Source organism: Acinetobacter rudis (genome assembly GCF_000829675.1).
Classification (GTDB): domain Bacteria; phylum Pseudomonadota; class Gammaproteobacteria; order Pseudomonadales; family Moraxellaceae; genus Acinetobacter; species Acinetobacter rudis.
The window spans coordinates 1-21,818 of record NZ_BBRX01000064.1; the positions used below are offsets into that span (position 1 = coordinate 1).

General features: G+C 40.8%; 21 protein-coding genes and 1 pseudogene. 1 reads left to right on the top strand and 21 read right to left on the bottom strand.

The window, feature by feature from the left end; all coding sequences use genetic code 11:
- From Aru01_RS14535 to Aru01_RS14545, 3 genes and pseudogenes are all read right to left on the bottom strand, one after another.
- Positions 1 to 975, bottom strand: a pseudogene (locus tag Aru01_RS14535) (SGNH/GDSL hydrolase family protein); the annotation flags it as partial.
- A 15-nt stretch (positions 976 to 990) separates the two neighbouring features.
- Entirely contained in the window at positions 991 to 2,640 is a 1,650-nt protein-coding gene (terL, locus tag Aru01_RS14540) for a phage terminase large subunit (RefSeq protein WP_016656344.1), read from the bottom strand.
- On the bottom strand, positions 2,640 to 2,975 hold the full coding sequence (locus Aru01_RS14545; protein ID WP_016656345.1) for a hypothetical protein: 336 nt from the start codon (positions 2,973 to 2,975) through the stop codon (positions 2,640 to 2,642). The genes terL and Aru01_RS14545 overlap by 1 nt, the downstream gene beginning before the upstream one ends.
- 123 nt (positions 2,976 to 3,098) lie before the next feature.
- Between Aru01_RS14545 and Aru01_RS14550 the strand changes: the two genes are divergently transcribed.
- Entirely contained in the window at positions 3,099 to 4,025 is a 927-nt protein-coding gene (locus Aru01_RS14550) for a hypothetical protein (RefSeq protein WP_016656346.1), read from the top strand.
- 92 nt (positions 4,026 to 4,117) lie between these two features.
- On the opposite strand, the gene Aru01_RS14555 is transcribed toward Aru01_RS14550, so the two are convergent.
- The 18 genes from Aru01_RS14555 to Aru01_RS18560 all read right to left on the bottom strand — a co-directional run.
- Positions 4,118 to 4,672: a hypothetical protein gene (locus tag Aru01_RS14555; protein WP_016656347.1), complete on the bottom strand. Its 555-nt coding sequence runs from the start codon at positions 4,670 to 4,672 to the stop codon at positions 4,118 to 4,120.
- 99 nt (positions 4,673 to 4,771) lie between these two features.
- Positions 4,772 to 5,299, bottom strand: coding sequence for a hypothetical protein (locus Aru01_RS14560; protein WP_040331212.1), 528 nt, complete (start codon positions 5,297 to 5,299; stop codon positions 4,772 to 4,774).
- A gap of 47 nt (positions 5,300 to 5,346) precedes the next feature.
- Positions 5,347 to 7,854, bottom strand: coding sequence for a hypothetical protein (locus Aru01_RS14565; protein WP_016656349.1), 2,508 nt, complete (start codon positions 7,852 to 7,854; stop codon positions 5,347 to 5,349).
- A gap of 65 nt (positions 7,855 to 7,919) precedes the next feature.
- Positions 7,920 to 10,868, bottom strand: coding sequence for a hypothetical protein (locus Aru01_RS14570; protein ID WP_016656350.1), 2,949 nt, complete (start codon positions 10,866 to 10,868; stop codon positions 7,920 to 7,922).
- The gene (locus Aru01_RS14575; protein ID WP_016656351.1) at positions 10,868 to 12,919 is read right to left on the bottom strand and encodes a hypothetical protein; all 2,052 of its coding nucleotides are present in this window, start codon (positions 12,917 to 12,919) and stop codon (positions 10,868 to 10,870) included. The genes Aru01_RS14570 and Aru01_RS14575 overlap by 1 nt, the downstream gene beginning before the upstream one ends.
- The gene (locus tag Aru01_RS14580) at positions 12,919 to 13,416 is read right to left on the bottom strand and encodes a hypothetical protein (RefSeq protein WP_016656352.1); all 498 of its coding nucleotides are present in this window, start codon (positions 13,414 to 13,416) and stop codon (positions 12,919 to 12,921) included. The genes Aru01_RS14575 and Aru01_RS14580 overlap by 1 nt, the downstream gene beginning before the upstream one ends.
- Entirely contained in the window at positions 13,416 to 13,901 is a 486-nt protein-coding gene (locus tag Aru01_RS14585) for a hypothetical protein (protein ID WP_016656353.1), read from the bottom strand. Before Aru01_RS14585 ends, Aru01_RS14580 begins: the two co-directional genes overlap by 1 nt.
- Entirely contained in the window at positions 13,894 to 14,352 is a 459-nt protein-coding gene (locus Aru01_RS14590) for a GNAT family N-acetyltransferase (protein WP_016656354.1), read from the bottom strand. Before Aru01_RS14590 ends, Aru01_RS14585 begins: the two co-directional genes overlap by 8 nt.
- 2 nt (positions 14,353 to 14,354) lie before the next feature.
- On the bottom strand, positions 14,355 to 16,442 hold the full coding sequence (locus Aru01_RS14595) for a phage nozzle protein (RefSeq protein WP_016656355.1): 2,088 nt from the start codon (positions 16,440 to 16,442) through the stop codon (positions 14,355 to 14,357).
- Positions 16,442 to 17,005 (bottom strand): phage connector family protein, encoded by a 564-nt coding sequence (locus tag Aru01_RS14600; RefSeq protein ID WP_016656356.1) that lies wholly within the window; start codon positions 17,003 to 17,005, stop codon positions 16,442 to 16,444. The genes Aru01_RS14595 and Aru01_RS14600 overlap by 1 nt, the downstream gene beginning before the upstream one ends.
- Positions 17,006 to 17,065: 60 nt before the next feature.
- A complete protein-coding gene (locus tag Aru01_RS14605; RefSeq protein ID WP_016656357.1) occupies positions 17,066 to 17,431 on the bottom strand; it encodes a Gp49 family protein in 366 nt (121 codons plus the stop codon).
- Between the two features lie 63 nt (positions 17,432 to 17,494).
- The gene (locus tag Aru01_RS14610; RefSeq protein WP_040331292.1) at positions 17,495 to 18,394 is read right to left on the bottom strand and encodes a phage capsid protein; all 900 of its coding nucleotides are present in this window, start codon (positions 18,392 to 18,394) and stop codon (positions 17,495 to 17,497) included.
- Positions 18,395 to 18,413: 19 nt separating this feature from the next.
- Positions 18,414 to 19,106, bottom strand: a complete 693-nt coding sequence (locus Aru01_RS14615) for a hypothetical protein (protein WP_016656359.1) — start codon at positions 19,104 to 19,106, stop codon at positions 18,414 to 18,416.
- Positions 19,099 to 19,392, bottom strand: a complete 294-nt coding sequence (locus Aru01_RS14620) for a Bbp19 family protein (RefSeq protein WP_016656360.1) — start codon at positions 19,390 to 19,392, stop codon at positions 19,099 to 19,101. Before Aru01_RS14620 ends, Aru01_RS14615 begins: the two co-directional genes overlap by 8 nt.
- Positions 19,389 to 21,038, bottom strand: a complete 1,650-nt coding sequence (locus tag Aru01_RS14625; RefSeq protein WP_016656361.1) for a portal protein — start codon at positions 21,036 to 21,038, stop codon at positions 19,389 to 19,391. The genes Aru01_RS14620 and Aru01_RS14625 overlap by 4 nt, the downstream gene beginning before the upstream one ends.
- Positions 21,038 to 21,214, bottom strand: coding sequence for a hypothetical protein (locus tag Aru01_RS18475; RefSeq protein WP_016656362.1), 177 nt, complete (start codon positions 21,212 to 21,214; stop codon positions 21,038 to 21,040). Before Aru01_RS18475 ends, Aru01_RS14625 begins: the two co-directional genes overlap by 1 nt.
- Positions 21,214 to 21,450 (bottom strand): hypothetical protein, encoded by a 237-nt coding sequence (locus Aru01_RS14630; protein WP_155757959.1) that lies wholly within the window; start codon positions 21,448 to 21,450, stop codon positions 21,214 to 21,216. The genes Aru01_RS18475 and Aru01_RS14630 overlap by 1 nt, the downstream gene beginning before the upstream one ends.
- Before the next feature lie 167 nt (positions 21,451 to 21,617).
- Positions 21,618 to 21,818, bottom strand: a 201-nt coding sequence (locus Aru01_RS18560; protein WP_042111516.1) for a hypothetical protein, incomplete at its 5' end; no start/stop codon positions are given.

Sequence of the window (21,818 nt, forward strand, 5' to 3'; positions counted from 1 at the left end):
TTGATTATTAGGATTAAGTAAATAACGTCCATTTCTATTCGCTAAATTAACACTACCATTGGAAAGCGGAATTACATCTTGCAATATTGAATTTGTATAATTAATTGCCTGATCCAATTCACTCAAACCAGTGTCGTGCCATTTAGGTTCTGCATCTGGTACTCGTGTTTCCCAAATCCATTCCTTTCGAGTGTCATACGCCTTACCTGCTACAGGCTCAGTCTCAGGTTTTTCTTTTAATAAATCTGCTTCATAAGAAAATACCAATAAACCTCTACCAACAGCCTGAATTTTTGAGTTAACTAACTCAAACTCTTTTTCTACATCATTAGTATCTGCCTTAGAACTCAATGCTTGATTCATTGCTTCAACAGTTGGTCGATCCTCTAGTTCCTGACGACTCTGTTCAAGTTGATCTGCGATTTCTTCCAGATGTGTTTGTACGCTTTTATGATCAAGTGCAAAAACAACACCTGCAGTTACACCTCCAAAGATATTAGGACTGGTTGCACCAATAAACGTATCTACGTACTGCTTCAATCCACCAAAGATCTGCTTTTCTCGGACTTGAGCAAGTAGGTCATAGTTAAAATCATGTGTACGTCGCCACTCGATTTCCTCTTTAATTCGAGCTAAAGAGATAGCATCAACTAGATTTTGCTCTTGTAGGTAATGCCAAAGCTTATCGAAGTCATAATTAAAAACTTCGGGACGCATACTGTTATCGTATGAGTTAAAATTCGTACCACGATTGGGTACTGTGTCACGAGCCAGTGTTACTTCATCTCCATTATTCGGTGGGGTTCGAAAAACAACCTCACCACCATCAACGGAATAAGCGCCTTTGGCTGGCTTCTCTTTGTTAACTGTTACAACTAGGTAAGCCTGATCATGTAAATCAAAAGTGATTAGGAACTTACTTGTAACACCATTTGCCGTATAGGTAACAATTGGGATCTGATTGGGTACAGACATTTAAACCACCATTAATTAGTGTTCGAAATCCAAAGCGGCCTCAATAGATCCGCTGTTCTCACGCCAATTAACGCTTGGGTTAGCTTCCGTTTGTCTGTGTAATTTCCCTATACGTTCAGGGCTTTCAACCACTGCACCCGCTAATGAATCTAGATGATCATCCTCTTGCTCGGTGATTGCTGGATTAAACTGCTGCATTTGCTTGTACTGGCGAGAAGTGTTTTCGCCTTGCTCTGAATCAAGTACAGAGATATGTGCCCACATAAGACCTGAAACTAATGGCCCCTCAATTGCTTCTAGGATTCGCACGTTCTTACTTTTGACTGAGTGCTTGGCATCTACACCACAACGCAACTTACGAGCCTTAAGTGCGCCTTTAAGTGATGATGGTGCGAACTCACCAATACCGTTCGATTCGATTACAACCTTAGGTACATGATATTGCTCGATCAGATTGCAAAGTTGCCACACTTGACCACCCTCAATCACTCCATCCTCACTTGTTTTAATCACTTCACCTGTTAGCTCAATAGATCGATGCCAGTATTTGTTACCAAGGTCATCATGCAGCACTAAGGCCACAGATGATGCATCTGATTTTTTCTTACCACTTGCAGGATCCCAACGGCATGTAATGCCAACAATTCGACGCTCACCAAGCATCATGTAATATTGACCATTAGCACGTTTTATAATTGGCTCAACGTCATAAGGGATTAATTTGTCTGGATCGAGGCGGATGTCACCTACTGGTTTTGCATGTAATTGGTATTGTGAATCCCACTCATTGACTGTTCGACACTCTTTTCGACGTTCTTCCATGACCTCAGGCGTAAACCGATCAGGCCATAATGCCTCACCATAAATATCAATTAAGTAATGCTGTTCAGTTAAAATTACCTTGTAAATATTCCCTTGTTTTACATACTGGTAATCAATGCCATTTCTTAATAACTTGGCTTGGGTGCTAATCCCACTAAAAATATAAATCGGCTCAAAGCTTGTTATTGCTTCAGATATATTTTCAAATCGTTTTTCATCTTCATACATTTTTAACACCAAACATTTAGCCCCTAATTTTTTGATATGCGTGTACAAGGAATCATGTGTGTGCGGTGTGCCAACAAATAATTTTTGTCCACCCGGTATAAGAATGAAACTTTGTTCGCTAAGTCGATAACGAAGTTTTTCACGCGCTTCTGGTGTACCAATATTCCCTGGTACTTCTACATCATCGTTTTGGATTTCATTTGCACGTGAGCCCGTGACGTTGGATAGGATGCCACGTGCGTGAATTGAGCCATGACGAACGTCTGTGGATCCAGAGCACCACCACTTCTGTGTCTCGCCACGTGCTTTTTTAAAGCCATATATCTGGCAAAGTGGATGGCGCTCTAAGACTTGTTCAGTACCACGACTAACCTTGTAGGCATCAGGATCGGTTGCACCTTGATGTAGGATCAAGTGGTTGGGGTTGCTGTATAACTTCCATGCGTTATAGATATCCAAGATCGTAGACTTGCCATGGCCACGCGGCATCATAAGCAATCCTAGACTGCCGTAATCTTCTAAGAAGTCACAGACATCTAAATGGAAATCAGGAACTACCCAGTTTAATGTCTCAGCATAAATGAGGTAGAACGCAGCAAAACCGACTTTGATCATTAACTTGGTCGCTGCTTCCGTTCTTCTAACTTCTTGGATACAGCTTCAAGTAACGCTGCTGCCTGTGATTCAGGTGAAACCTTACGCCCATCAATATCACCAGCAGATAGTTCATCATCAAGTAGCACACGCTTTAGCTTTTCAAGATTAGTTAGTGCTTCTTTAGATCCTTTGTAGAGCCAGACTTTATCGCCTCGCCCTTTCTTATCAAATAGATCTTGGCCATACGCTTCGGTAATTAAATCGATTGCATCATTGGCACACATTTCTAAGCAAAGCTCTAGCTTCTCTTTGGTTTCAGGTCGCAAGTGACCTGTCTTCATTTTCTCAACCATAAAAAATCCCCCGTATATTGGTTAAACATACGGGAGATCGTGGTGCGGTTTGTTGGGTGATTTGTTCGTTTAAATAGACTAACATCCTGAATAAATAAACTATATTTTTTAATAGGTTGTTCTATGAATGTCGAAGACTCAAAACTGCAGAATGATTTTAATCAAGTAAAAAGTAAACTACTCACCAATTTAAATGCATTACTCTCAAAAGATAAGGAGGTTTTTTCAATTGGTAGAGCCGATAACTTTAATACTTATGTTTCAGATGTTATTACCAAAATTAAAGATGATTTTAATGAGCCTCAAGATCAATCTTTTTTGGAGTCAATTAACGAAGAAGTAGGCATAATTAACGCAAAGCTGGATAAAATTATAACCAATGAAAGAGAAAAGACAGTTAAAGAATCAGGAATAGCTTTATTAACTGACTATGTAAAAAAACTCAATTATGAATTATTGGATTACAGTGAATTACAACTTAAATTTTCTAAATTGACTTTTAGCGCTATTTCAGCAAGTCTAAATGAGGTTAAGGATGAACTTACTAAATTTAAAAGACTTAGAAACATTGCAGACAATGCTAGAACAGAAAACATCTATAATAATGCTGTGGATCGCTACAGGATTCTTGAAGCAGACTACAGACAGTATTTTTATTGGGGGGTATCTATATTAGTCACACTCTCATTCATGTTACTTATTACAAAACCATATTTACCGTTTGAACCCATAGAGTTTTGGATATTAAAAGGTTCAACGCTACTTGTTGGCATTACACTGCTTAGTTATTTTCTTAAACAATCTACACACTACCAAAAACTGGCTGACCAAAATTATCAAATACAAGTTGAACTACAGGCATACCCAAGCTTTATGGATAGCGTTCCAACTGCAGAAGCTGCTGTGATCAGAAAAGAGCTAGCACTTAAATACTTCGGTAAAGAAATTGACGGATCGCCACACAAAGAGATGTCTAACCTAATGTCAGATCAGATGAAGAATTCAACAGAATTAGTAAAAGCTGCAACCAACATTCTCAAGAAGCAATAAACCCAAAGAACAACCACCAAATAAGACAATAAGCCCCATCAATTTGATGGGGTTTAACTAATATTTATAATGGGATATTACAGTTTATTATGTTAATTCACTGGTTCATTTTTTGTTTTATTTAATGTAAATCGATATAGTGCTATTTCTCTACAAACATCAGCTAAAACTTGTAAATCTTTAATTATCTCACCGTTCTCAAAATCGTCTTCGATGTTCTCCATTAACTGCACATATGTTTCAACCTTCTCACCAGACTTAGAGTTATAAAATTTTGAATCAATCAGTTTTAACACTGCTTTATATTTGCTAATAATTCGTAATTTACTCGATGTTGCTACAAACTTCTCCATAAACGACAACCTCTTCTGATTTTTATCTAACAATTCGAATAATCTAGATTTAATATTATTAAAATAATCAGGCATACCAAGCTCATCCTCATAACTAAGTAACTCAAGATAGATACTCTCAACCTCCTCAAGATCAATTGCTACATTCTTTGCTTCATTAGCAACCACCTCACTACCTTTCTGCCCACTCCATTTATTAGAAATGTATAGTGCTGTTGTAGCAGCAATGGACGATGCAATCAAAGCAGCAATAATTGGAGCAATAGACTTCCAATCAAAAACACATAAGTCCATAAAAAAACCCAATAAAAATATTGGGTTAATTTTATAGCGGGTAATACTTTTAATCTATTGATTCAGCATTATTTATGCATACACATAATGGGTAAGCTACTAAGCCAAAGGTTTGCATTTTTCTTTATAAAACTTTTTGAATTTCGCATCAGCTTTCATCCTATTCTCTCCAAAATATGGCCATGCCTCATCCCAAAAAACCCAAGATATTGATTGGAAGAACATCCCCTTTATCATATCCTTATCTTTTACTCTGTAATCAATAGATAACCTTGGGATAGTTTTTACAATTGTGTTCATATTTTTATATGTGAAAAAATTATCACCCTGATCATTTGCAAGTTTAATTGCAAAGTCATCTAAATAATCCATGCCTTTAATATAAAAATTCGAAGATTCAGTCTTATCTTTGTTGTAATTAATAACAACTGAACACATTAAATATCTAACAGCTAACCGAGCTTTATACTCCTCTTCCGTATCTAACAATGTTTCTTGATCAAAGTAAGTTTTAACCATATTTTCAAGGATGGTTTTATCTCCAGTGGTTGCCACTTGGTCTCTTGAATCATCTGCATAGCTATTTACTGTAAAACCCAATAAAAACATTAAAATAAATTTCTTCACATTCACTCTCATTAAGCACTTATGCAATTTTTGATTGTTCAATTACTCTAATTACCAATCGCCTTTTCAAAATCAGGCGCCCGAATACTATCATCTTCTAACCAACGCGTACGATCATGTTGACGCTCCGCCTTGCGCTGAATTTCATCACGATAACCTGGTGCAATAATATCCTGAATCTGATTAAAAATAAGCATGTTTGCAACTGCTTTGGTGTACCAAAGGTTTTGTGCCGGTATTTTATTTTTCACTGCTTTAAAGATTTCATTACCTGCATTTGTATCTGTGCCATTGGCCAACTGAGTTGCATTACCCACCGTGACTTTGGCTATAGTTGCTAAGTCACTACCTAAAGGCCCTACTAAAAAGTCTGCTGTATCTCGTCCACTTGCATCTGTTCCCGCTACAAGCAAGTCACCTAGAATCGGTAAGCCACCACCAGTGATAAATGACCGTTTAAAAAAGTCCATGCTTGTCATATCTTGCGGATCATTACCGTTGGCTATTTCTTTAAGCTGCACAACAAGCCCGCCAAGCAATGTTGTAGTGCCTAATAAACTAGCTGCATACCATGCCTTACCTGACATTGTTTGCTGACTCATAGCACGTGAACCATGCTTCATAAGCAAAGCCATAGGGAATGATTTAAATTGCGTCATACCACGCCAAATCTCACCTGCTTCAGTACCACGTTTGCCAGCCTGTAAAAGGGTGCGCTCACGCAATCCAGCCTCAAGTACTGCCATGCCTTGCTCGTCTAAGATATGGGTTTGCAATCGAGTGGCCACTTCGTCCTTAATTTTGGCAGGATCTCCAAATTGAGTTAAATCACTATCAGGAATTTCATAAATAGATTTAGCTGTCATCAATTGGTTGCCGCTTGCATCTTCGACAGGCTTGGCTAACTTCCAAATGTTCCAGTCTTGCTCTGTAATACCACCTCCCTCAAGCAACATGCGATCGTTTGCATGTAGATCTACCCACGCCTTTTCACGTGTCATTCGGCCATATTTATCCATCATCATTTTTGAGAATGCTATTTTATTTGCTGCAGTTAAGTGGTTGAGTCCTGATACTCGCATAACAGTAGTCGCTACAGCATTACTCACTGTTGCTAATTTTGCAGCCTTGCCATGCACTGCAGTCACACCATCATCGGACCAACGTGCAATAGATCCAAGCATCTCTTGTGTGGCCAAACCTAAACTATGTGCAAGTTCTCGGTCTGCTTTATTCTTAGGGTTTAAGTTGTGAATTAACTCTCCGAATGTTTTCCAATAACCAATACCGTGTATTGAGGCTGTTTTAGCGGTCATGGCTTGGTCTGTGATGGATGTTAGGGTTGTTCCACCAAGCATCGATGCCACATTCAAGGATCGATAGGCTAACCCAATGTTTGCTAAGACCTTTCCTTCAGGTTGATTTTCCCCCATAAACTCATCAAACATTGCTTGAGTGCGATTGAGTGTTTTTTCCGTTTTATCAGTTGATATACCCATATCACTCTCAATTTTTTCAACTGCCTTTTTGAGAATACGCATAGCATTTTTTGGGTTACTTCCAAGGTTTTCAACCAAGGCGATATCTTTAGATAAGCCAGTGATATGCGCCTCGATCACATCGACAAATGGTAGACCACCGAACTCATTCTGATATTCAATCCATGACTGAGCATCCTTAAAATGCAGTACTCGACTCTCATTGTGTTTACTTGTAGTTTTTGAAGTACTGCCACCACCAGTATTTTGACGGCCAATTTCAAGTTTATTTGCCCCCTTGGTTGTAATGGACTTAAATGAATATTCTAGCAATTCTCTAAGTTGTTGATCCGTGTAGAGCGTACCATCCTCATTGACGTACTTTTCACGGTTTACTCGATCCATCGCGAAGTCTACCCAAGCATCACTTTTTGCAACTAAGAGTTTTTCAGGGCTATGTGTTTGAGGCATCCCAAAATCGTCAAGTTTACCAATGTCACCACCTGATCGATTAAATCGAACTCGCATATTGTCAAATACTTCTGACATTTTTGCAGCGATCTTAGCTGCGGTAGCATCGCCTGTACTCTCTTTAAACAACTCTCGTACAACTTTATTGATCATTTCTTTATCAGTGTATAAACCCATTGCGCCTTTGATGTTGGTGTATAGGTCTATAAGCTCGCCACGGTAAAGTCCTGCTATAGCTTTTGCTTTTGAGTCTAAAGATTGAATGCCAGACATATCGCCATAACTAGCTATTAAGCGATCAAGGCGTTCACGCACAGGAAGTTTATGATCTTTATCCTGAAACATAGTTAGGTGCTTATTTTGAATTAAAATATCGTTGGCCAAGATCATATTCTTGCGTTTGATCTCCGCCATAGCATCCATACCAACGATTTTAGAAGCTTCAATTAATCGCTCATTTTCAGTCATCTGCTGCCACTTAGTGCGGTCACCACGTGCTAACTGCTTCTTTGCATCAATGATTTTTTGCTCAATATTCTGAGCCTCATTGACTTTAAGTTTACGGCCAAGTGCTTTTTCTACAGCTTCGATACATTGCTTTTTCATAAAAAAATACCCAAATGTTTTTAACATCTGAGCATTCTTTTGATTCAGGTTTTTTGTGTAATGGATCAGCCAAATTGTAAGGCACAATTAGCTGCAGTTTCTGCAGCTATGCCTTCCTCTTTTGCTGCTATGGCTTCGGCCTCTAACTCGTCCAAGCGTTCGCGCAAAGTCATGGTGATTTCTTCAATTTCACCATCTGGACGAACACGGCTTACTGCTACTTCCTGATCGGGGTTATTCATAATAATTTCGAGTGCCTGTTGCTCCTCGATCGTTTGACCAAACAGGCTGCCTTGTCGTGGATCTCCCTTAGCCTCGACTTCATCAATCTTGGACTGGATATGCTCACCGATGGCTTTTGCACTTCGGCTATTGCTGTCAAATACATTGAGAAATTCTTTTGCACTAAGCGTCAATCCATCATCAAACAACACTTCTTGATTCAGATAGTCCCGAACAGTTCCGCCATTAGCTTTAATATCACTCAATTTCTGCGCTGCTTGCGCTAGATCACTCGCAATGCTGTTTTGGTGTCTACCACCTTGCTTGACTAAATCACCCAACTGAGCGAGCTGTGGAGCTGCTTTAAGCAATGAGTTTAAAACGGTCTTGCTGTCATCATCTAAGTTTTCATAAAGACGAGTAATCAAATTTGAATCATTATATGCACGTTGGGCGAGTGCTGACTCAATACGCTGTTTACCACTTTGTGATAATCGACCATCTCTTGTTTTAAAATCTGCACGTTCTGAGTTAGGTAACTGATCTGCAAATGCACGAACAAAGTCCGTAGACCCTTCAATATTGATAGATCCATCATTGTTGATTTTTAACATTGATGAATCAGGTAAACGATCTGCATCCGCCTTGGCTCGTTCAGTTGGACTATATTGGGCTACATCAGGAACGTTGGCCAAACGTGCAAACTCAACACGATCTGTATCTGTTAAGCGATTACGTACAAGCACTGGGTTTTTAATTCCTGAAATATCCCACCCTCGATCCGCTGCATATTGTTGTACGAAAGCTTTGTAATCATCGGCCTTACCTGTTTCATAGGCACGACGAATCGCCATAGTTCGGCCATTACCTGATTCAACAACACCATCAGAACCAAGGATAGGTGAACCGTCAGAGATCTTAGGAGAATCAGATAAAAGTTCAGGGCGTAAGTTATTGGCCATAACTTCAATTTGTTCAGAATTTGCCGCACGTGTGCGGTCACGTGGTTGTAGATCTGCTGGATAATCAGGATTCACCCCAAAAGCTGAATCATTAGATGCTATCAGGTCATCAATAGATCTAATCTCAGGCATCACATCATAACTAGACCCATCCATTCCATGAACGGTTTGAATATTAGAACCATCACTACCATATTTTTTGGCAACATCATCCCATCGTTTTTGGTACTTCGCTTTAACTTGGCCAACGGTTAGACCATTAAAGCCATGTGACGATGTAATAGCTTGGGCCTGTTGTCTTGCTGTACCTCGTTTCTTTGAGTCTTTGTGCCAGCGTGTTGCAGCATCAACAAACAACATATTATCTGCCGACTTTAAAAATACTGGTCCACCACCCTCACCAAAGAAATGCATAAAGTAGATTTCTAGTCCAGTTGGGTTTCGGCCAAATTTACCTTTAAAAATTTTAGCATTATGCTCATAGTAATTAAGACCAACCTTAATTTGATTATTACCATCTGAGCGACTACCTCCACCCATTGCACCATGAGTACCATCTAGTGTTTGATATAAACCTAGAGCACTAGATGGACGCTTTCCTGTTTTAGGGTTTACTGGTGGTTTAATGTTTGGATCAAAAGTTCCACCTGTTTCTAGATGCGACATAATCACTGCATCAAGTGGTGGTATGCCTCGTTTCTCCGCCTCTTGAGCAATAGTCTTTGCCCATGGTTTATTTGTATAACTGGCCACACGTGCTGCATTCATCACAGTGGTTTTTTTCGGCTCACCTTTAACTTCCTGTTTTACACTAACTGGCTGCCCCTCTTTCATTTGTTTGGTCGCAGTGTCTAAATTAATTAAATGGTTATTTTCTTGGATTTGATCTGTAGCTTTCACTGGTGATGAAGCTTTTTCAGCATCCATTTCATTAAGCACAAGACCTGATTCTATTTGAGTGGTACGTGCCTCAATCTCATCAACACTTAAATCTTTTAGCTCTGCATCAACGCTTTTGCTTACATGAGCAGCATAACGACCAGCACCAAACATTAACGCATTTAAACCAACCTCAATGGCAACTGATTCACCAGTGATTTCATATTTCTTGGCTTGCTTTGCGTAGTCGTTAGCCTCAAGGACTTGACCGCTAGAATATTGTCCTGCCAGTGATACACCTGTCGCACCGCCAACAGAAAGAATTCCATCTTTAATCAGTCCACGAGTTCCCTTTAAACCATACGATAATGGTAAACCAGCTGACATACCTTCGACCGCACCATCAATTAAAGAAACATTGAAAGCAGTATTATTATCAACTCCTTGGCTCTTTAGGTTTTCAAAGCTATAGTTCATTCCTGAAGCACCAGTAACTGTCACAGCACCACCAACACCACCAGTTATGCCGCCCCAAAAGCCCCGCGCAGCAAAATCACCTATTCCGAATCCAATACGTGCGCCCATGCCAGAGTTTTCAGCATCTTCAAGCTGTGCAATTTCAGCAAGGAATATATCATTACGCTCTTTTTCGCGCTGATCACGCAAAGTAGAAAATCGTTTTTCAACAGCGTAATTTACTGGCCCATCCAAACCACCATTACGAAAATCATCAACTGTCCATTCAACATAGTCAGTAAGGCTTGAAATAGGTTTCCTTACTGCTTCATAGGCTTTAATTGTTCCAGCTAAAGGGCCTGTGGCCAATGAGCGTGGTAGACCTTGGAAGAAGCTCGGATCTTCTTTTACTGTAGGTTTACCCATACCTTTCGATGTGAGCTCATCTATCTTTTTTTGTTCGTCACTTACTTGATCGGATAACCAGTTACTCATTACTTAGTCACTCCAGTAAATACAATGCGCTGCACACCACCATTAGGGCCAAGTAAAGGGTTCCCACGCTCATTAATCAGATCATATAAAAGCTCACCTTTAGATGTTTTCTTATCTGATCTAGATAATCGCCAATTTTTTAATTCAGCAACCGTGTGTCCTGTAATATGTGCGACCTCTGCATACCCTTTTTCTAAAGAGGCCTTAAACCTTGAATCACTCATCCCATAAGGTTTTGATACTTTCCAAGTGCTACCGTAACTAGTGTTTTGGGTGTACACACCACCAGTTGCTAAACCCAATGCCAACTCTGATATATTTTTATCAATATCCTTGCTGTCCTTGTGAATACGGTTATCACGTTGTGATAGATAAGCATAAATAGATCTATAGGCATCAAAGGTCATTGTTCCAGTTTCACCAGTCGCACTACCACCAACGAAAGCATTAAATTTTTGTTTTAATAAATCTTTGCTGGGCATTATAAGTGCTTCATTTTTTAGTGCCTGATTACCCGCAATGATCGCGGTTGCAACATCTTGCCCCTTATCCGACTTAAACCCATGCATTTTAGCGACACCTGCCATTACATATGATTGGTCATCACCGCCAAGTTGCTTAAGTGTCTCTTTCCAAACTTGTTGGCCACCCTTAGTATTTTTAGTCGCCTCAACCATATTGCCAATGAAGGCAAGCTTTTCATTCACACCTGAATTATCGAATGCTTTTTTTGCTGCAGGGAGAATATCGGGCGCAATTGGACTGATTGTAGCGTTGGGATCTTTATCCTGTTGTGCTACTTGGTATGCTCCAATTTCAGCAATAGTTTTTGCTGCAGCTGCAGGATTAGCTGAAATCATTGTTGGGTTTAGATCGGGCACATTAATGCCTGCCTGACGCAAAGCTTGTGTTGGATTTTCTTTTGCAGTTTTTAGCTTTTCGTTATAGATATTTTCATACGTAGCTAAAATCTTATTATCAGATTCAGGATCATTTGATGGGTGTTTTTTTTGATACGCCTTAGCTTCATTAATTCTTTTCAGTTGCGCAGAGGTACTCAGGCTTGCAAATTTCTGAAAATCTTTAGATTGCTTAATATAGAAATTGTATTCAGCCTCGTGCTCAGTTCCTTTTACTGCCATACCCGTGTTTTGAATCAGCTCAGCACCCAAAGCAACACCCGTTAATACTTGGCTTTTGAACTCATTGAATACCTGTCCAGCTTTATTAATACGTTTATTTTCTTCAATCTGAATATTGTTTTCCAATCTAGCAATTTCACGATAAATCGACATGCTATATGACTCTGCAGCCTTGCTATCGAGAAATTTCTTATCTGGAATGGATGCTTGTATCTGACGTAAGGCTGCAATGTCTTTTGCCTCAACAGCTAATCGTACACCTGAGTCAACTTCTTTTCGATCTTGCGCTATTTCAAAACTCAACCGAATTTGGTGCTTCTCTGCTTCTGATACAGCTGACGTTGCTAAGTACTCATTGAGTCGGGTTCTTCCTTCATCACGAGACATACGAGAAGTAGCTATTAAAGCTGTTTCATTTAGCACTCGATCTTTTTGCTCAGTCGCTTTCAGCTGCAATGGTAGGAATGATCCTGATTGCTTGTTTACATTAGCATCCCAATAGTTCTGATAGTCAGGCATAGCGTGACCGGGTAATTGAGTTCGCAACTCAGTAAATTTTTCATCAGACCATGTTTTTAATGCTGTGTTTGCTGCAGCTGCAGACAAGGTGCCATTACCAACTTGATTGCGTAACTCGGTGGTCTTGTCACTAAACTTAGTTGTTAGAACAGCATCAACTTTAAGCTGACCTTCTTTTTTATCAAGCTCATTGTTATAGAGTTCAAGGCGTTTAGCTGCTACTTCGGACTCACGTTGTAGTTTATCTTTTGCCTCAAGATACTGACCCGCCTGTTGTCCTGCACTTTGCAACACGTTACCAATAATCTGGCCACTTTGATTTTGTGGTAACTGCGTTTGATGGGCTTGTGGTACAGCTTGCCCAAAATTACCAACTGGAATTCTAGCCATTATTTCCACCCTCGCTTAGTAGCACCTTGACTGTAGCCATTGAGTGCTGACGGTTGATCTGCTTGGTTTTTAAGATTTTGATTTGCCTTATAACCAAAAGCTGACGATGCAACATTGGCCACGCCTGCTGCTGCACTCGCGTTAGCGTTGGATCGATGCACACTAGCCGCACCGCGTAATTGTTGTGATGCGTTGTAACCCATGACTTTTGCTATTTCTTCGTCATATGTGCCACGACGTTCAATATCATCATTAATGACCAGCGAAACACCTTCATTCACATCAAGGCCGTTTTCTGCTGCAGCTGCTCGTGCTGCAGATTGAGTTCTTTCTTTTTCTTTACGAATACGCTCAGCCTCTAGTCGACCCTGCGCTACTTGTGCGTCCGCATCTGCTTCGGCTTGTTTAGCTGCAGTTTTATTGCCTTGATAGCTAGAATATCCTGCGATTGCCGCGCCAGCTGCTGCCGCAACGGCTGCTACTGCTGCCCATGACATTATTCGATCTCCTTAACTTGGTTTGATAGTGATGCAAGGAATTGATCAATCTCATGCTCAGGTACAATCACTTGCTGCTCAATTGCATCTAGATCTGTTTCATTGGTTGGGTGTACCGTGATCCATGAACTATCCTCATGAAAATACCCAACGCGTTTGGTTCCCGGCATAGATTTCAAAACAACTGGTGCATGTAAAAACTCAATGCCATTTTCGGTGGCCACAGTGATTGCACCTTTGGTCAAAATATTCATGTGCTCAGTACGATGCATTTTGCTAACTACAATTGTTCCTGCAGCTGCATCCATCTGACGCATATAAACACCTGGTGCAAAATGGTGGACCACTGGCACATCAATCAACTCTGCATTGTCTTGGATCTGTCGCTGTACATCACGCACAGTGTCGATATAGGTCTTATTTTGAAGTGTGTTAAAGATGTGCTCTAACAATTCAGTGTTATCAGGTTGAATAATCTCAGTCATTTTTTAGCCCCATATCTAAGACCACACCATGCTCACGAAAACCAAATTTCTTATACAGTCGCAAGCAGCCTTTTGTTTGTATTCCTGTTGTTGTACCGCATTGGATGCGATCAGCATTCATTGACTTAGCCCACTCAACAAACGCATCGATCAACATCAACGGCGCCCTTGTTACACGGTACTCAGGCTTGACATATAGGACTTGTTCAAAGGCAATCAGATCATCATTGAACCAGTCTTTAGTTGTTAGGCAGACGATCCCACCAACCACACATGATCCAGAAACAACAATAAAAATTGTGCCGGTACTATCTAAAACAGACTGCAGATTTTGCTTTAGTGCTTCTGCATTAAATGGACGTTCTGAATAGTTTGGTGCTTCGGTAATGAGTTGCTGACCCATTTCCACTAGATCGGCAATATCGTTTTCATTTGCTACACGTAATTGCATGGCTATCGCTCGTTAATTGAAATATCTATAGCGATAGCCTGCATGTGAAAAGGCAACGGTTTGTTGTGTGTTATCACTAGCTCAATATCATATAAGTCTGACCAGTCACCCTCCTGCTCTAAATGACGACCAGTGAACGGCTTAGGTGCACCAAAAACATTGTTATCGAATTTATAGAGGTTGAGTATCTGGCCATTAAATATCGGGGCTTGAGTGTTATTGAAATAGAAAGCAATAAGATTAACTTTCGATTTATGCTGCAGTGATGTACCCGGTACTTGTGAAAGCTCAGGTGGGAATAGTTTTACTGTTATTTCAAAGTTCTGGCCAACCTTAATCGATTGAGTAATATTGGTCGGTGTGTTTAAGATTTTCACCTGATCGTCATCACGCTGAAACTGAAGCTCGTATTGGCTTTGGCCATCTTTTTTATATATGGCCAAGTCAGTTAAAAAAGAAACTTGATTAGCATCAAAACTACCTTGGCCAGCATCTAAATTAATCGTTCTCTCACTGTCTGTATGAGCTTCAAAAGAGATCTGTTCCAGAGAAATATCATCACCACGTTGAATGAGCATAAAACATAGGTCACTGCCTAACTCACTCGGAACAGAACAAATACTAATTACCTTAGATCCAAAGTCATGCTGTGCCCATGCAACAACTTCTTGCTCGCGGTTAAATGTAATGCTGGCCACCTTGCCATCACCAAGCACAAGCCATACTAATGATTCAGGTTCTTGCTGATATGTGGCTTCTAAAATACCACCATGGTCTTTACCAATATGGCGAGAGATAGCACTTACCTCTGGCGATACGAGTCCATCTACCTCGTAACGATATGACAGTGCACGTAAACGCTCACCACCACGCTGAACAAACAAAAGTTCATTGCCCACTCGACAAGGCCGTGTTAATGGATATGCGCCATATGAGGTGTGTTCGTCGATCTGTACTGTTGTTGGTGTTAGAACACCATCTGAGCCTATTAGGAACTCTGCACCACTGGTGAGAGCCACAAGGCCTTTTGTTGGTACAAGGAAAACAATTGAGTGGGATTGATCAGAAGAAGATACAACGCTAAACGCATCACCATCATCAGCGGTTTCAAGAAAATTTGTAGGAATACCAACTGCACTAAACCAGATCTTGTTGGGGAACTTCTTCGTATTACCAAACACAAGACGCTGTTTAAAATACGATACGCATTTTGGATAACCTAATTCAGCATTAAATGCTGCAGTTTTTAGAACCCATGATTTAGCGATCGCTTGCACCACTGCAGTTAATTCAACAATGACTTCGCCTTTTAGTTGCCAAAAACTTATAAACTCAGTCACTCGCACGTAGCCACCGTTAATATGAACAATAGCTCCAACATGTTCAGGCTTAAATGCATCTACCTGATCGCCTGTAACAGACTCCCAATCATTATTTTCAATAGTTGGTTGTGAATTGATATTGTCTCGTAAAGCTTTCCAAAATGAGTTTAAGTGAATCACTCGATCATCTTGAAAATATGTAGTTGTTGCATTCCAGTTTGGATAGCTTGAAGCTGATAAAGATATGGTTTCACCTACATCTTTGCCACTAGGAGTAAGAGCCACATTTGGTGTGGTTATAACCTCATCCATTGGTGGCACATCGAATTTCATTTCGCTGAATTTCCAGTTCGTGAAATCTTCTGAACACTGCAGTATTTGCACAGGATAATTCTGGTGCGTCAAATACATCACATAACGAGTATGGATATATTGAACATCCTGAATATCAGCAAGGTCATAAGGCGTTTCAAGTGTAGCTATGACACTGTTTAAACGCGGATCATAAATGATGATTTCTTTAGGTTTTAAGATCAGTAAAAACGAATTATTTGACGTAGTGGCAAAGGTGATTAAGCGACGTGCACCAGACATAAACGATCGATAAAAAGTACCTGGTCTTTTTCGTACTCCACCCTCAACAAGTGGGATCACATTTTTAAGCTGCTTTGCTCCATTTCCATACTGTGCAATGTCTGTACGTGTACTAAGGACAGGTGCAAGCTCACCAGAACTAAAGTTATTTTTAATGATTGTAGTCTTGGCCATTAGTAACGCACTCCAATCAATGATGATTCATAGTTGCTACTAAAATCTTGGCTTGGTCGTTCTTGACCATTGATAGCACGTGCTTGCTTTAACAGCATCTGTAAGCTTTGCCATGCACTATCAGACTCAGCATTGCTACCAGTGATTGCTTTACCTAGTTTGTGTGCCATGTAGTAAGTCATAGCCTCGACAAGTAGTGAATCCCAAGTGTCTTCGTTATTGTTGTCATAAATATAAGTCAGATTAATCACATTCAAATTAGAAAGAATATGATTATTTTCGATTTCGAAGTTGGTAGATCCTGTGCTGTATAGGCGCACAAAATCACTCGGCAAACGAAATGCGTGTGCATAATCAAAAACAGGGTGTGTGGACACTGGTGCAAGCTGTGTGCGTTTCTTAGCGCATGACCATGGATGCATACGTAGCAGCGCTTTACGTGTCTGATCGTAGAGCACAGCGCAACGACGTGCGTTATCCGTATGATCATCAAAGGATTGAATGGATTTAGCACCAATTTGATTTAGTGCCATGTTGCAAATTGATATTTTAGTGGTTGTCATAAAAAAGCCCTCGCATGTTACTGGAACTATGCAAGGGCTTTAGGTGCGATTTGTTGTGTGTTAAGCGTTGTGTAATTTATCTTTCAGTAAATAACCTTCAAGCTGCCAAATTTTGTTACGTGCATTATCATAGGCAATCTTCTGACCAATGATCTTGTCGAAGTTTTCAGGACTTGCACATGCTGATTCACCAGTTACAGTAAAACCATTTTTTAAAACAAGAATACAAAAAGTCAAAGTATCTAACGCATCAGATTTTTTATATGCTTCTGGCATATCTTTGCTGTAGTAAGCGCCAACAGCATCGCCAGCAATAAAATAATGTTCACTCAATATGATTGAATCAATATAATCAGGTGTTAAGCGTGGTGCATTTAAGCCTTTGTCTTGGATCTCTTGCTCAATCTGTTTTTCGGTATTGCTCATTTTATTTACCTATAAATTTATTCAATATGAAAAAGCCCCACACGAATGCAGGGCTAGGACTAATTAAACTGTAAAGTCGATTGCTACCACTTTCACTTCATTGGCACGTGCTGCACCGAATGAATGAACACCACCCACCTGTTTGATATTTTTCTTGTCTGGACGAGTTGAAATATCAAAGCCAGTAATATCAGCATCACCAAAATGCACTGCAGTATTGGTGTACATCACTGCACGTTTTGTACCAGCCGTTGCACCTTGCTTTAACTTTTCGTAAGGAATCCAGTTAACCCCCATCCACTTACCACCCACACCCCCTTCCTGTAGCATTTTCCCTGCCATAAAGTCAGCACTGGTAAGCGTTGTATCACCGAGGATCGTAGCAAGCATGTCCGATGTATAAAGCATGTAGATGGTTTCACCGTTATGCTCATCTACTTCGTTTGCACGGAACAGTGATTTTGCTTTGATGATTTTTTCTTTTAGTGATGCACCAAAGTCAGCTGCAATAATTTGCTTTGCTGGCAATTGAACCACAGACACTGATTTAGTACCCGCATCATCAACAGTTGTGCGAGTCACACCACCGATCAAAGCTTGATAAATAATATCATCTGTCTGACGGTTTTTAGCACTGATCAAATTTTTCATATATTTGTCAGCAGGCAACGCTTTAAGCTTTGGAATATCACGGTTTTCAATTGGCATAAATAGATCGTAATCAGCCATTAAAGCCGTACGAACACCAACATCTGGAATTGTCCATTCAGTGTCACCAAAGCGTTCACCCGCAGGCTTCATTTCCACTTGGCCCATATCATTTACAGTGAATGACTCACCTGTAATTTTCCCGCGATTATGAACAGTTCGCAGCAAACGTGACTCATTCTGCATTGCTGCGATTTCATACGTGTCATGGAACTGCTGAACAAATGCAGCAGTGATACGATTTTGATTCGGCATAGGCATTAATTAATGCTCCTTAGTTATTTTTTGCATACCATTGCTGGACTGTTGCAAAAGTTTGTTTATGGTCAGGGTGGCTTTCGTTTAGATATGCCTCTGATTGCATTAATTCTTGAACAGAAGTAGTTCCGCTTTGTTGGGTGTTATTGGGGCGTACATCTTCGTTGAGTTGTTGGCCATAAAATGCAGCCATCTTTAATACCAGTGGGTTATTACCAAACTCAGGGCTATTCACTTCTTCTGCGGTTAAAATGCCATTTTGAATAGCGTTGTTTGCTGCAGCTTGTGCATAGCCAAAGTTAGCACTGGTATCAGCACCCCAAACATCAGTCATGTGCTCAAAACATGCTTCATTTTCTAAAGCAGCATTAGCTTGCATAAGGTTTGGAATTAACTGGCTGTATTCACCTAGCAAGAAATTAAGACTGTTGTTGTCCATTCCTGCAGCACGTGCACGTTCTAAAAACTCTTGGTTCTCTGGAATGGCCTTAAACTCTGCGTAATCAAAACCATCGACATTAACGTCATAGTCATCAATTGATTCAGGTGCACCGTTTAACTGTGACCCTTGCTCTTGATTTGGATTGCCCTCTCCATCGCCTTGTTCACCGCCTTGCTGATCTTGGCCACCACCAAGCAAACTTTGATTTTGCTCACCACCTTGGTTGTTTTGATCTTGGTTTTGTTCCTGGTTAAGTTCATCACTCATCGTTTAATTCCTCTGGTTTGTAATTTGGATCATTCGCTTGATTGATCTTTGTCAAAATAAGATTTACTACACTGGCCTGCCCTGCTCGAAAGCAAGACTCACGCTCAGCATCATGGCCACCACGTACATAAGATGATTTGCAAAAACGACCCACTAGATCCTCAAGGATGCGTTGTCCATTCACATCGAGATCAAATACATTGCGGTAAGTTTCTGCTGTGGCTTTACTGACATGTTTACGCTTGGCAAAGTTACCTGTTTCTAAAACTTCCTCTTGCTCACTCACTGCATAACCTCACTATCCATTCCGCCCATTTGTTGCGCCATTTGCCCCTCAAGACCTTTGGCCATAGCCTGTCCCGCCATTTCTTGCATGGCTTGTTGCTGCTGTTGTTCTGCTTGTGCTTCCTGTGCCTTTTGGCGTTCAGCACGTAGTTGTTGGATCTCATCAGCACTACGAAGCACAGAAGCAGGTACACCTCGACCAGTACCCATAATTTGTGCTGCAGCGTCAAAGTTGATGTTGTCTAACATCGTAGGTTCAATTTCTGCAGCTGCTGCAACACTGGCAATGAATTGCTCTGTAGCTGCGACTTTCTCAGCACGTTGAGCAAGGGCCATAGGTGATGTGAACCTAAAAGAAAGATTACGACCTTGAAGTTCTTCTGGTGGTGCACCTAATGCACCAGATCGGAACGCTAAGCCAAAACAACGGTCAAGGATTGGGATTAGGTATTCAGCTTGGAAACGACCATAAACAGGACCTAACATCTGCCGAATAAGTGCTACACGTGTATTGATTTCTGTTGCTGTCATTTGCTGTGTACCGATCGGAGGCAACTGATCAGCCATAAGCTTTTTACGAATACCGCCCTGCAGGCCTGTAAGGAGATATTCAGCTACTTGGAAGTTTGTTCCATCGTCTAGGCGTTTCATTGAATCAATAGAGTTTGCAACAATAACCATGCGCGCAGATATCTTCATGGTGTGTGGGTTTAACACCCCATCATCTTCGGCAATCCACATCCCACCTAGTGCCAGATCTGCAGACTCAAGTGTTGTTTTCATCAAACGATTAGCAGACTTGGCATCAGGCAAGGCATAAGACATCTGGCCGTTGCCATACAGACTGTTAGGGATTCGACGCATACGAGGTACAGCACAAGGAAACTCGTGATAACCCGACTCCTTAACCATGTGCTTATTTGTAATGTCGATGTGATAAGCAGCAAAAGGCATATCAGAAGCCAGTTGCCCCGCACCTTTTGATTTACGTGGACAAATCACATGAAGTAATTTGACCAGCTCATTAGGATTACGCCTGGCCAGCTCAACAATTGAGGTATGACAATTGTTCTCCCCATACTCATTAATCATGGCTTCTGCAGTCATGCGATGTTCACGGTAAATTGTGTCTACAATCCCATCGGCACGAGTAGATCCAATAAAGCAATCACCTATTGCCCAAGACTCAAAGACATAGCCGCCACCTGCATCACGATCAATATCAACAAATAAAACACCCCATCCCGCAACAGTTACATCAGTTACGGTTTCAGGTGCCTCACTGTCAAAATTAGCTGCATGAATGTTTCTGAATATGAAATTGCAAACATCTTCTAGCCAACGCTCACCATCATTTAGATCTGTAGGATCGTCGATGCCATCTGGCACAGCTTCAAACCACAAAGCATTTGATGGAGTAACACCTGACATAATTGAAGCAACGAGCAATTGAACTGACTCTGCCGCCGTGGAATCAAACAGATCAGCACGCTGAGTTTCTCGCTCCTTACCCATCACCGCACCACCGCTGAAAGACTGCTGACGTTCAGGTGCACCAAATTGATAACATTCACGCCAGTGGCTTTCATAGGTAGAACGTGCTGACTTCAACTGAGAAAGACGACTGCATAACTGATCTGGTTTCATTAGCCACCGCCTAGAGTTGTTTTCTGCTGTGGAGCATCAGCACCCGCTAACATTGATTGACTGCGGTTTTTATTACGCTGTGCTGTTTTAGCATTGGTTTTAATTGCAGCTTCTTCTGCAGCTTTACGTGCGTCAGCTTCGGGATCTTGCTGAACGATCTTAGGTTTACCTCCCATCAGATAACCTCCTTCGTCCAACCATGAGGGCCAATAACATCACGTGTACGTACATGCTGTGCTACTGGTTCACTTACTGCACTAGATGGATTTTGATTTTGGGATGCTAGAAGCTGCTTCATTTCGTTGATCTGAGCTTGCAGATCTTCGTAGCTTGGAGCTTCCGCCGTGGCTGCCGTCTGCTCTTGCTCAGACTGGTTCACCAGCTGAACTGGTGTACTAGCTGTACTAGTCACTTCTGTTTCAGTGGCGGTTGTGGTGGTTTCTTCCGCCGTGGCTGCTTTGCCCGGTGTTCTAATTGGTGCACGTGCCATAAAAAAAGCCCTATCGTTGTTTGATAGGGCTAGTGTTTATGATGTGGTGTTGCGGTTTGTTGGGTGATTTGGGTGATTTGGGTGGATTGTTATCTTTTAGGTCGTAAAAACATTTTGTTTTTTAAGATTATCAAAAACGTTGAATTCATAATTGAAACAACACCATAATAAACAAATCCTAATAACACACCTGCAAAGCCATCAACAATAAGGTACAAGAAGGCAAATGCAAAAAGAATACCACCTGCTAATCTAAAAAGTGCTATAAATGTACCTAACAATCCATCTGA

What these genes read in the sequence shown, in the direction of transcription:
- Aru01_RS14580 (WP_016656352.1), bottom strand. Translation starts at nt 13,416, where the DNA reads ATGTCATGGGCAGCAGTAGCAGCCGTTGCGGCAGCAGCTGGCGCGGCA.
- Aru01_RS14615 (WP_016656359.1), bottom strand. Translation starts at nt 19,106, where the DNA reads ATGAGTGATGAACTTAACCAGGAACAAAACCAAGATCAAAACAACCAA.
- Aru01_RS14575 (WP_016656351.1), bottom strand. Translation starts at nt 12,919, where the DNA reads ATGGCTAGAATTCCAGTTGGTAATTTTGGGCAAGCTGTACCACAAGCC.
- Aru01_RS14600 (WP_016656356.1), bottom strand. Translation starts at nt 17,005, where the DNA reads ATGACAACCACTAAAATATCAATTTGCAACATGGCACTAAATCAAATT.
- Aru01_RS14585 (WP_016656353.1), bottom strand. Translation starts at nt 13,901, where the DNA reads ATGACTGAGATTATTCAACCTGATAACACTGAATTGTTAGAGCACATC.
- Aru01_RS14565 (WP_016656349.1), bottom strand. Translation starts at nt 7,854, where the DNA reads ATGAAAAAGCAATGTATCGAAGCTGTAGAAAAAGCACTTGGCCGTAAA.
- Aru01_RS14545 (WP_016656345.1), bottom strand. Translation starts at nt 2,975, where the DNA reads ATGGTTGAGAAAATGAAGACAGGTCACTTGCGACCTGAAACCAAAGAG.
- Aru01_RS14550 (WP_016656346.1), top strand. Translation starts at nt 3,099, where the DNA reads ATGAATGTCGAAGACTCAAAACTGCAGAATGATTTTAATCAAGTAAAA.
- Aru01_RS14595 (WP_016656355.1), bottom strand. Translation starts at nt 16,442, where the DNA reads ATGGCCAAGACTACAATCATTAAAAATAACTTTAGTTCTGGTGAGCTT.
- Aru01_RS14590 (WP_016656354.1), bottom strand. Translation starts at nt 14,352, where the DNA reads ATGCAATTACGTGTAGCAAATGAAAACGATATTGCCGATCTAGTGGAA.
- Aru01_RS18475 (WP_016656362.1), bottom strand. Translation starts at nt 21,214, where the DNA reads ATGGGAGGTAAACCTAAGATCGTTCAGCAAGATCCCGAAGCTGACGCA.
- Aru01_RS14610 (WP_040331292.1), bottom strand. Translation starts at nt 18,394, where the DNA reads ATGCCGAATCAAAATCGTATCACTGCTGCATTTGTTCAGCAGTTCCAT.
- Aru01_RS14570 (WP_016656350.1), bottom strand. Translation starts at nt 10,868, where the DNA reads ATGAGTAACTGGTTATCCGATCAAGTAAGTGACGAACAAAAAAAGATA.
- Aru01_RS14605 (WP_016656357.1), bottom strand. Translation starts at nt 17,431, where the DNA reads ATGAGCAATACCGAAAAACAGATTGAGCAAGAGATCCAAGACAAAGGC.
- Aru01_RS14555 (WP_016656347.1), bottom strand. Translation starts at nt 4,672, where the DNA reads ATGGACTTATGTGTTTTTGATTGGAAGTCTATTGCTCCAATTATTGCT.
- Aru01_RS14625 (WP_016656361.1), bottom strand. Translation starts at nt 21,038, where the DNA reads ATGAAACCAGATCAGTTATGCAGTCGTCTTTCTCAGTTGAAGTCAGCA.
- terL (WP_016656344.1), bottom strand. Translation starts at nt 2,640, where the DNA reads ATGATCAAAGTCGGTTTTGCTGCGTTCTACCTCATTTATGCTGAGACA.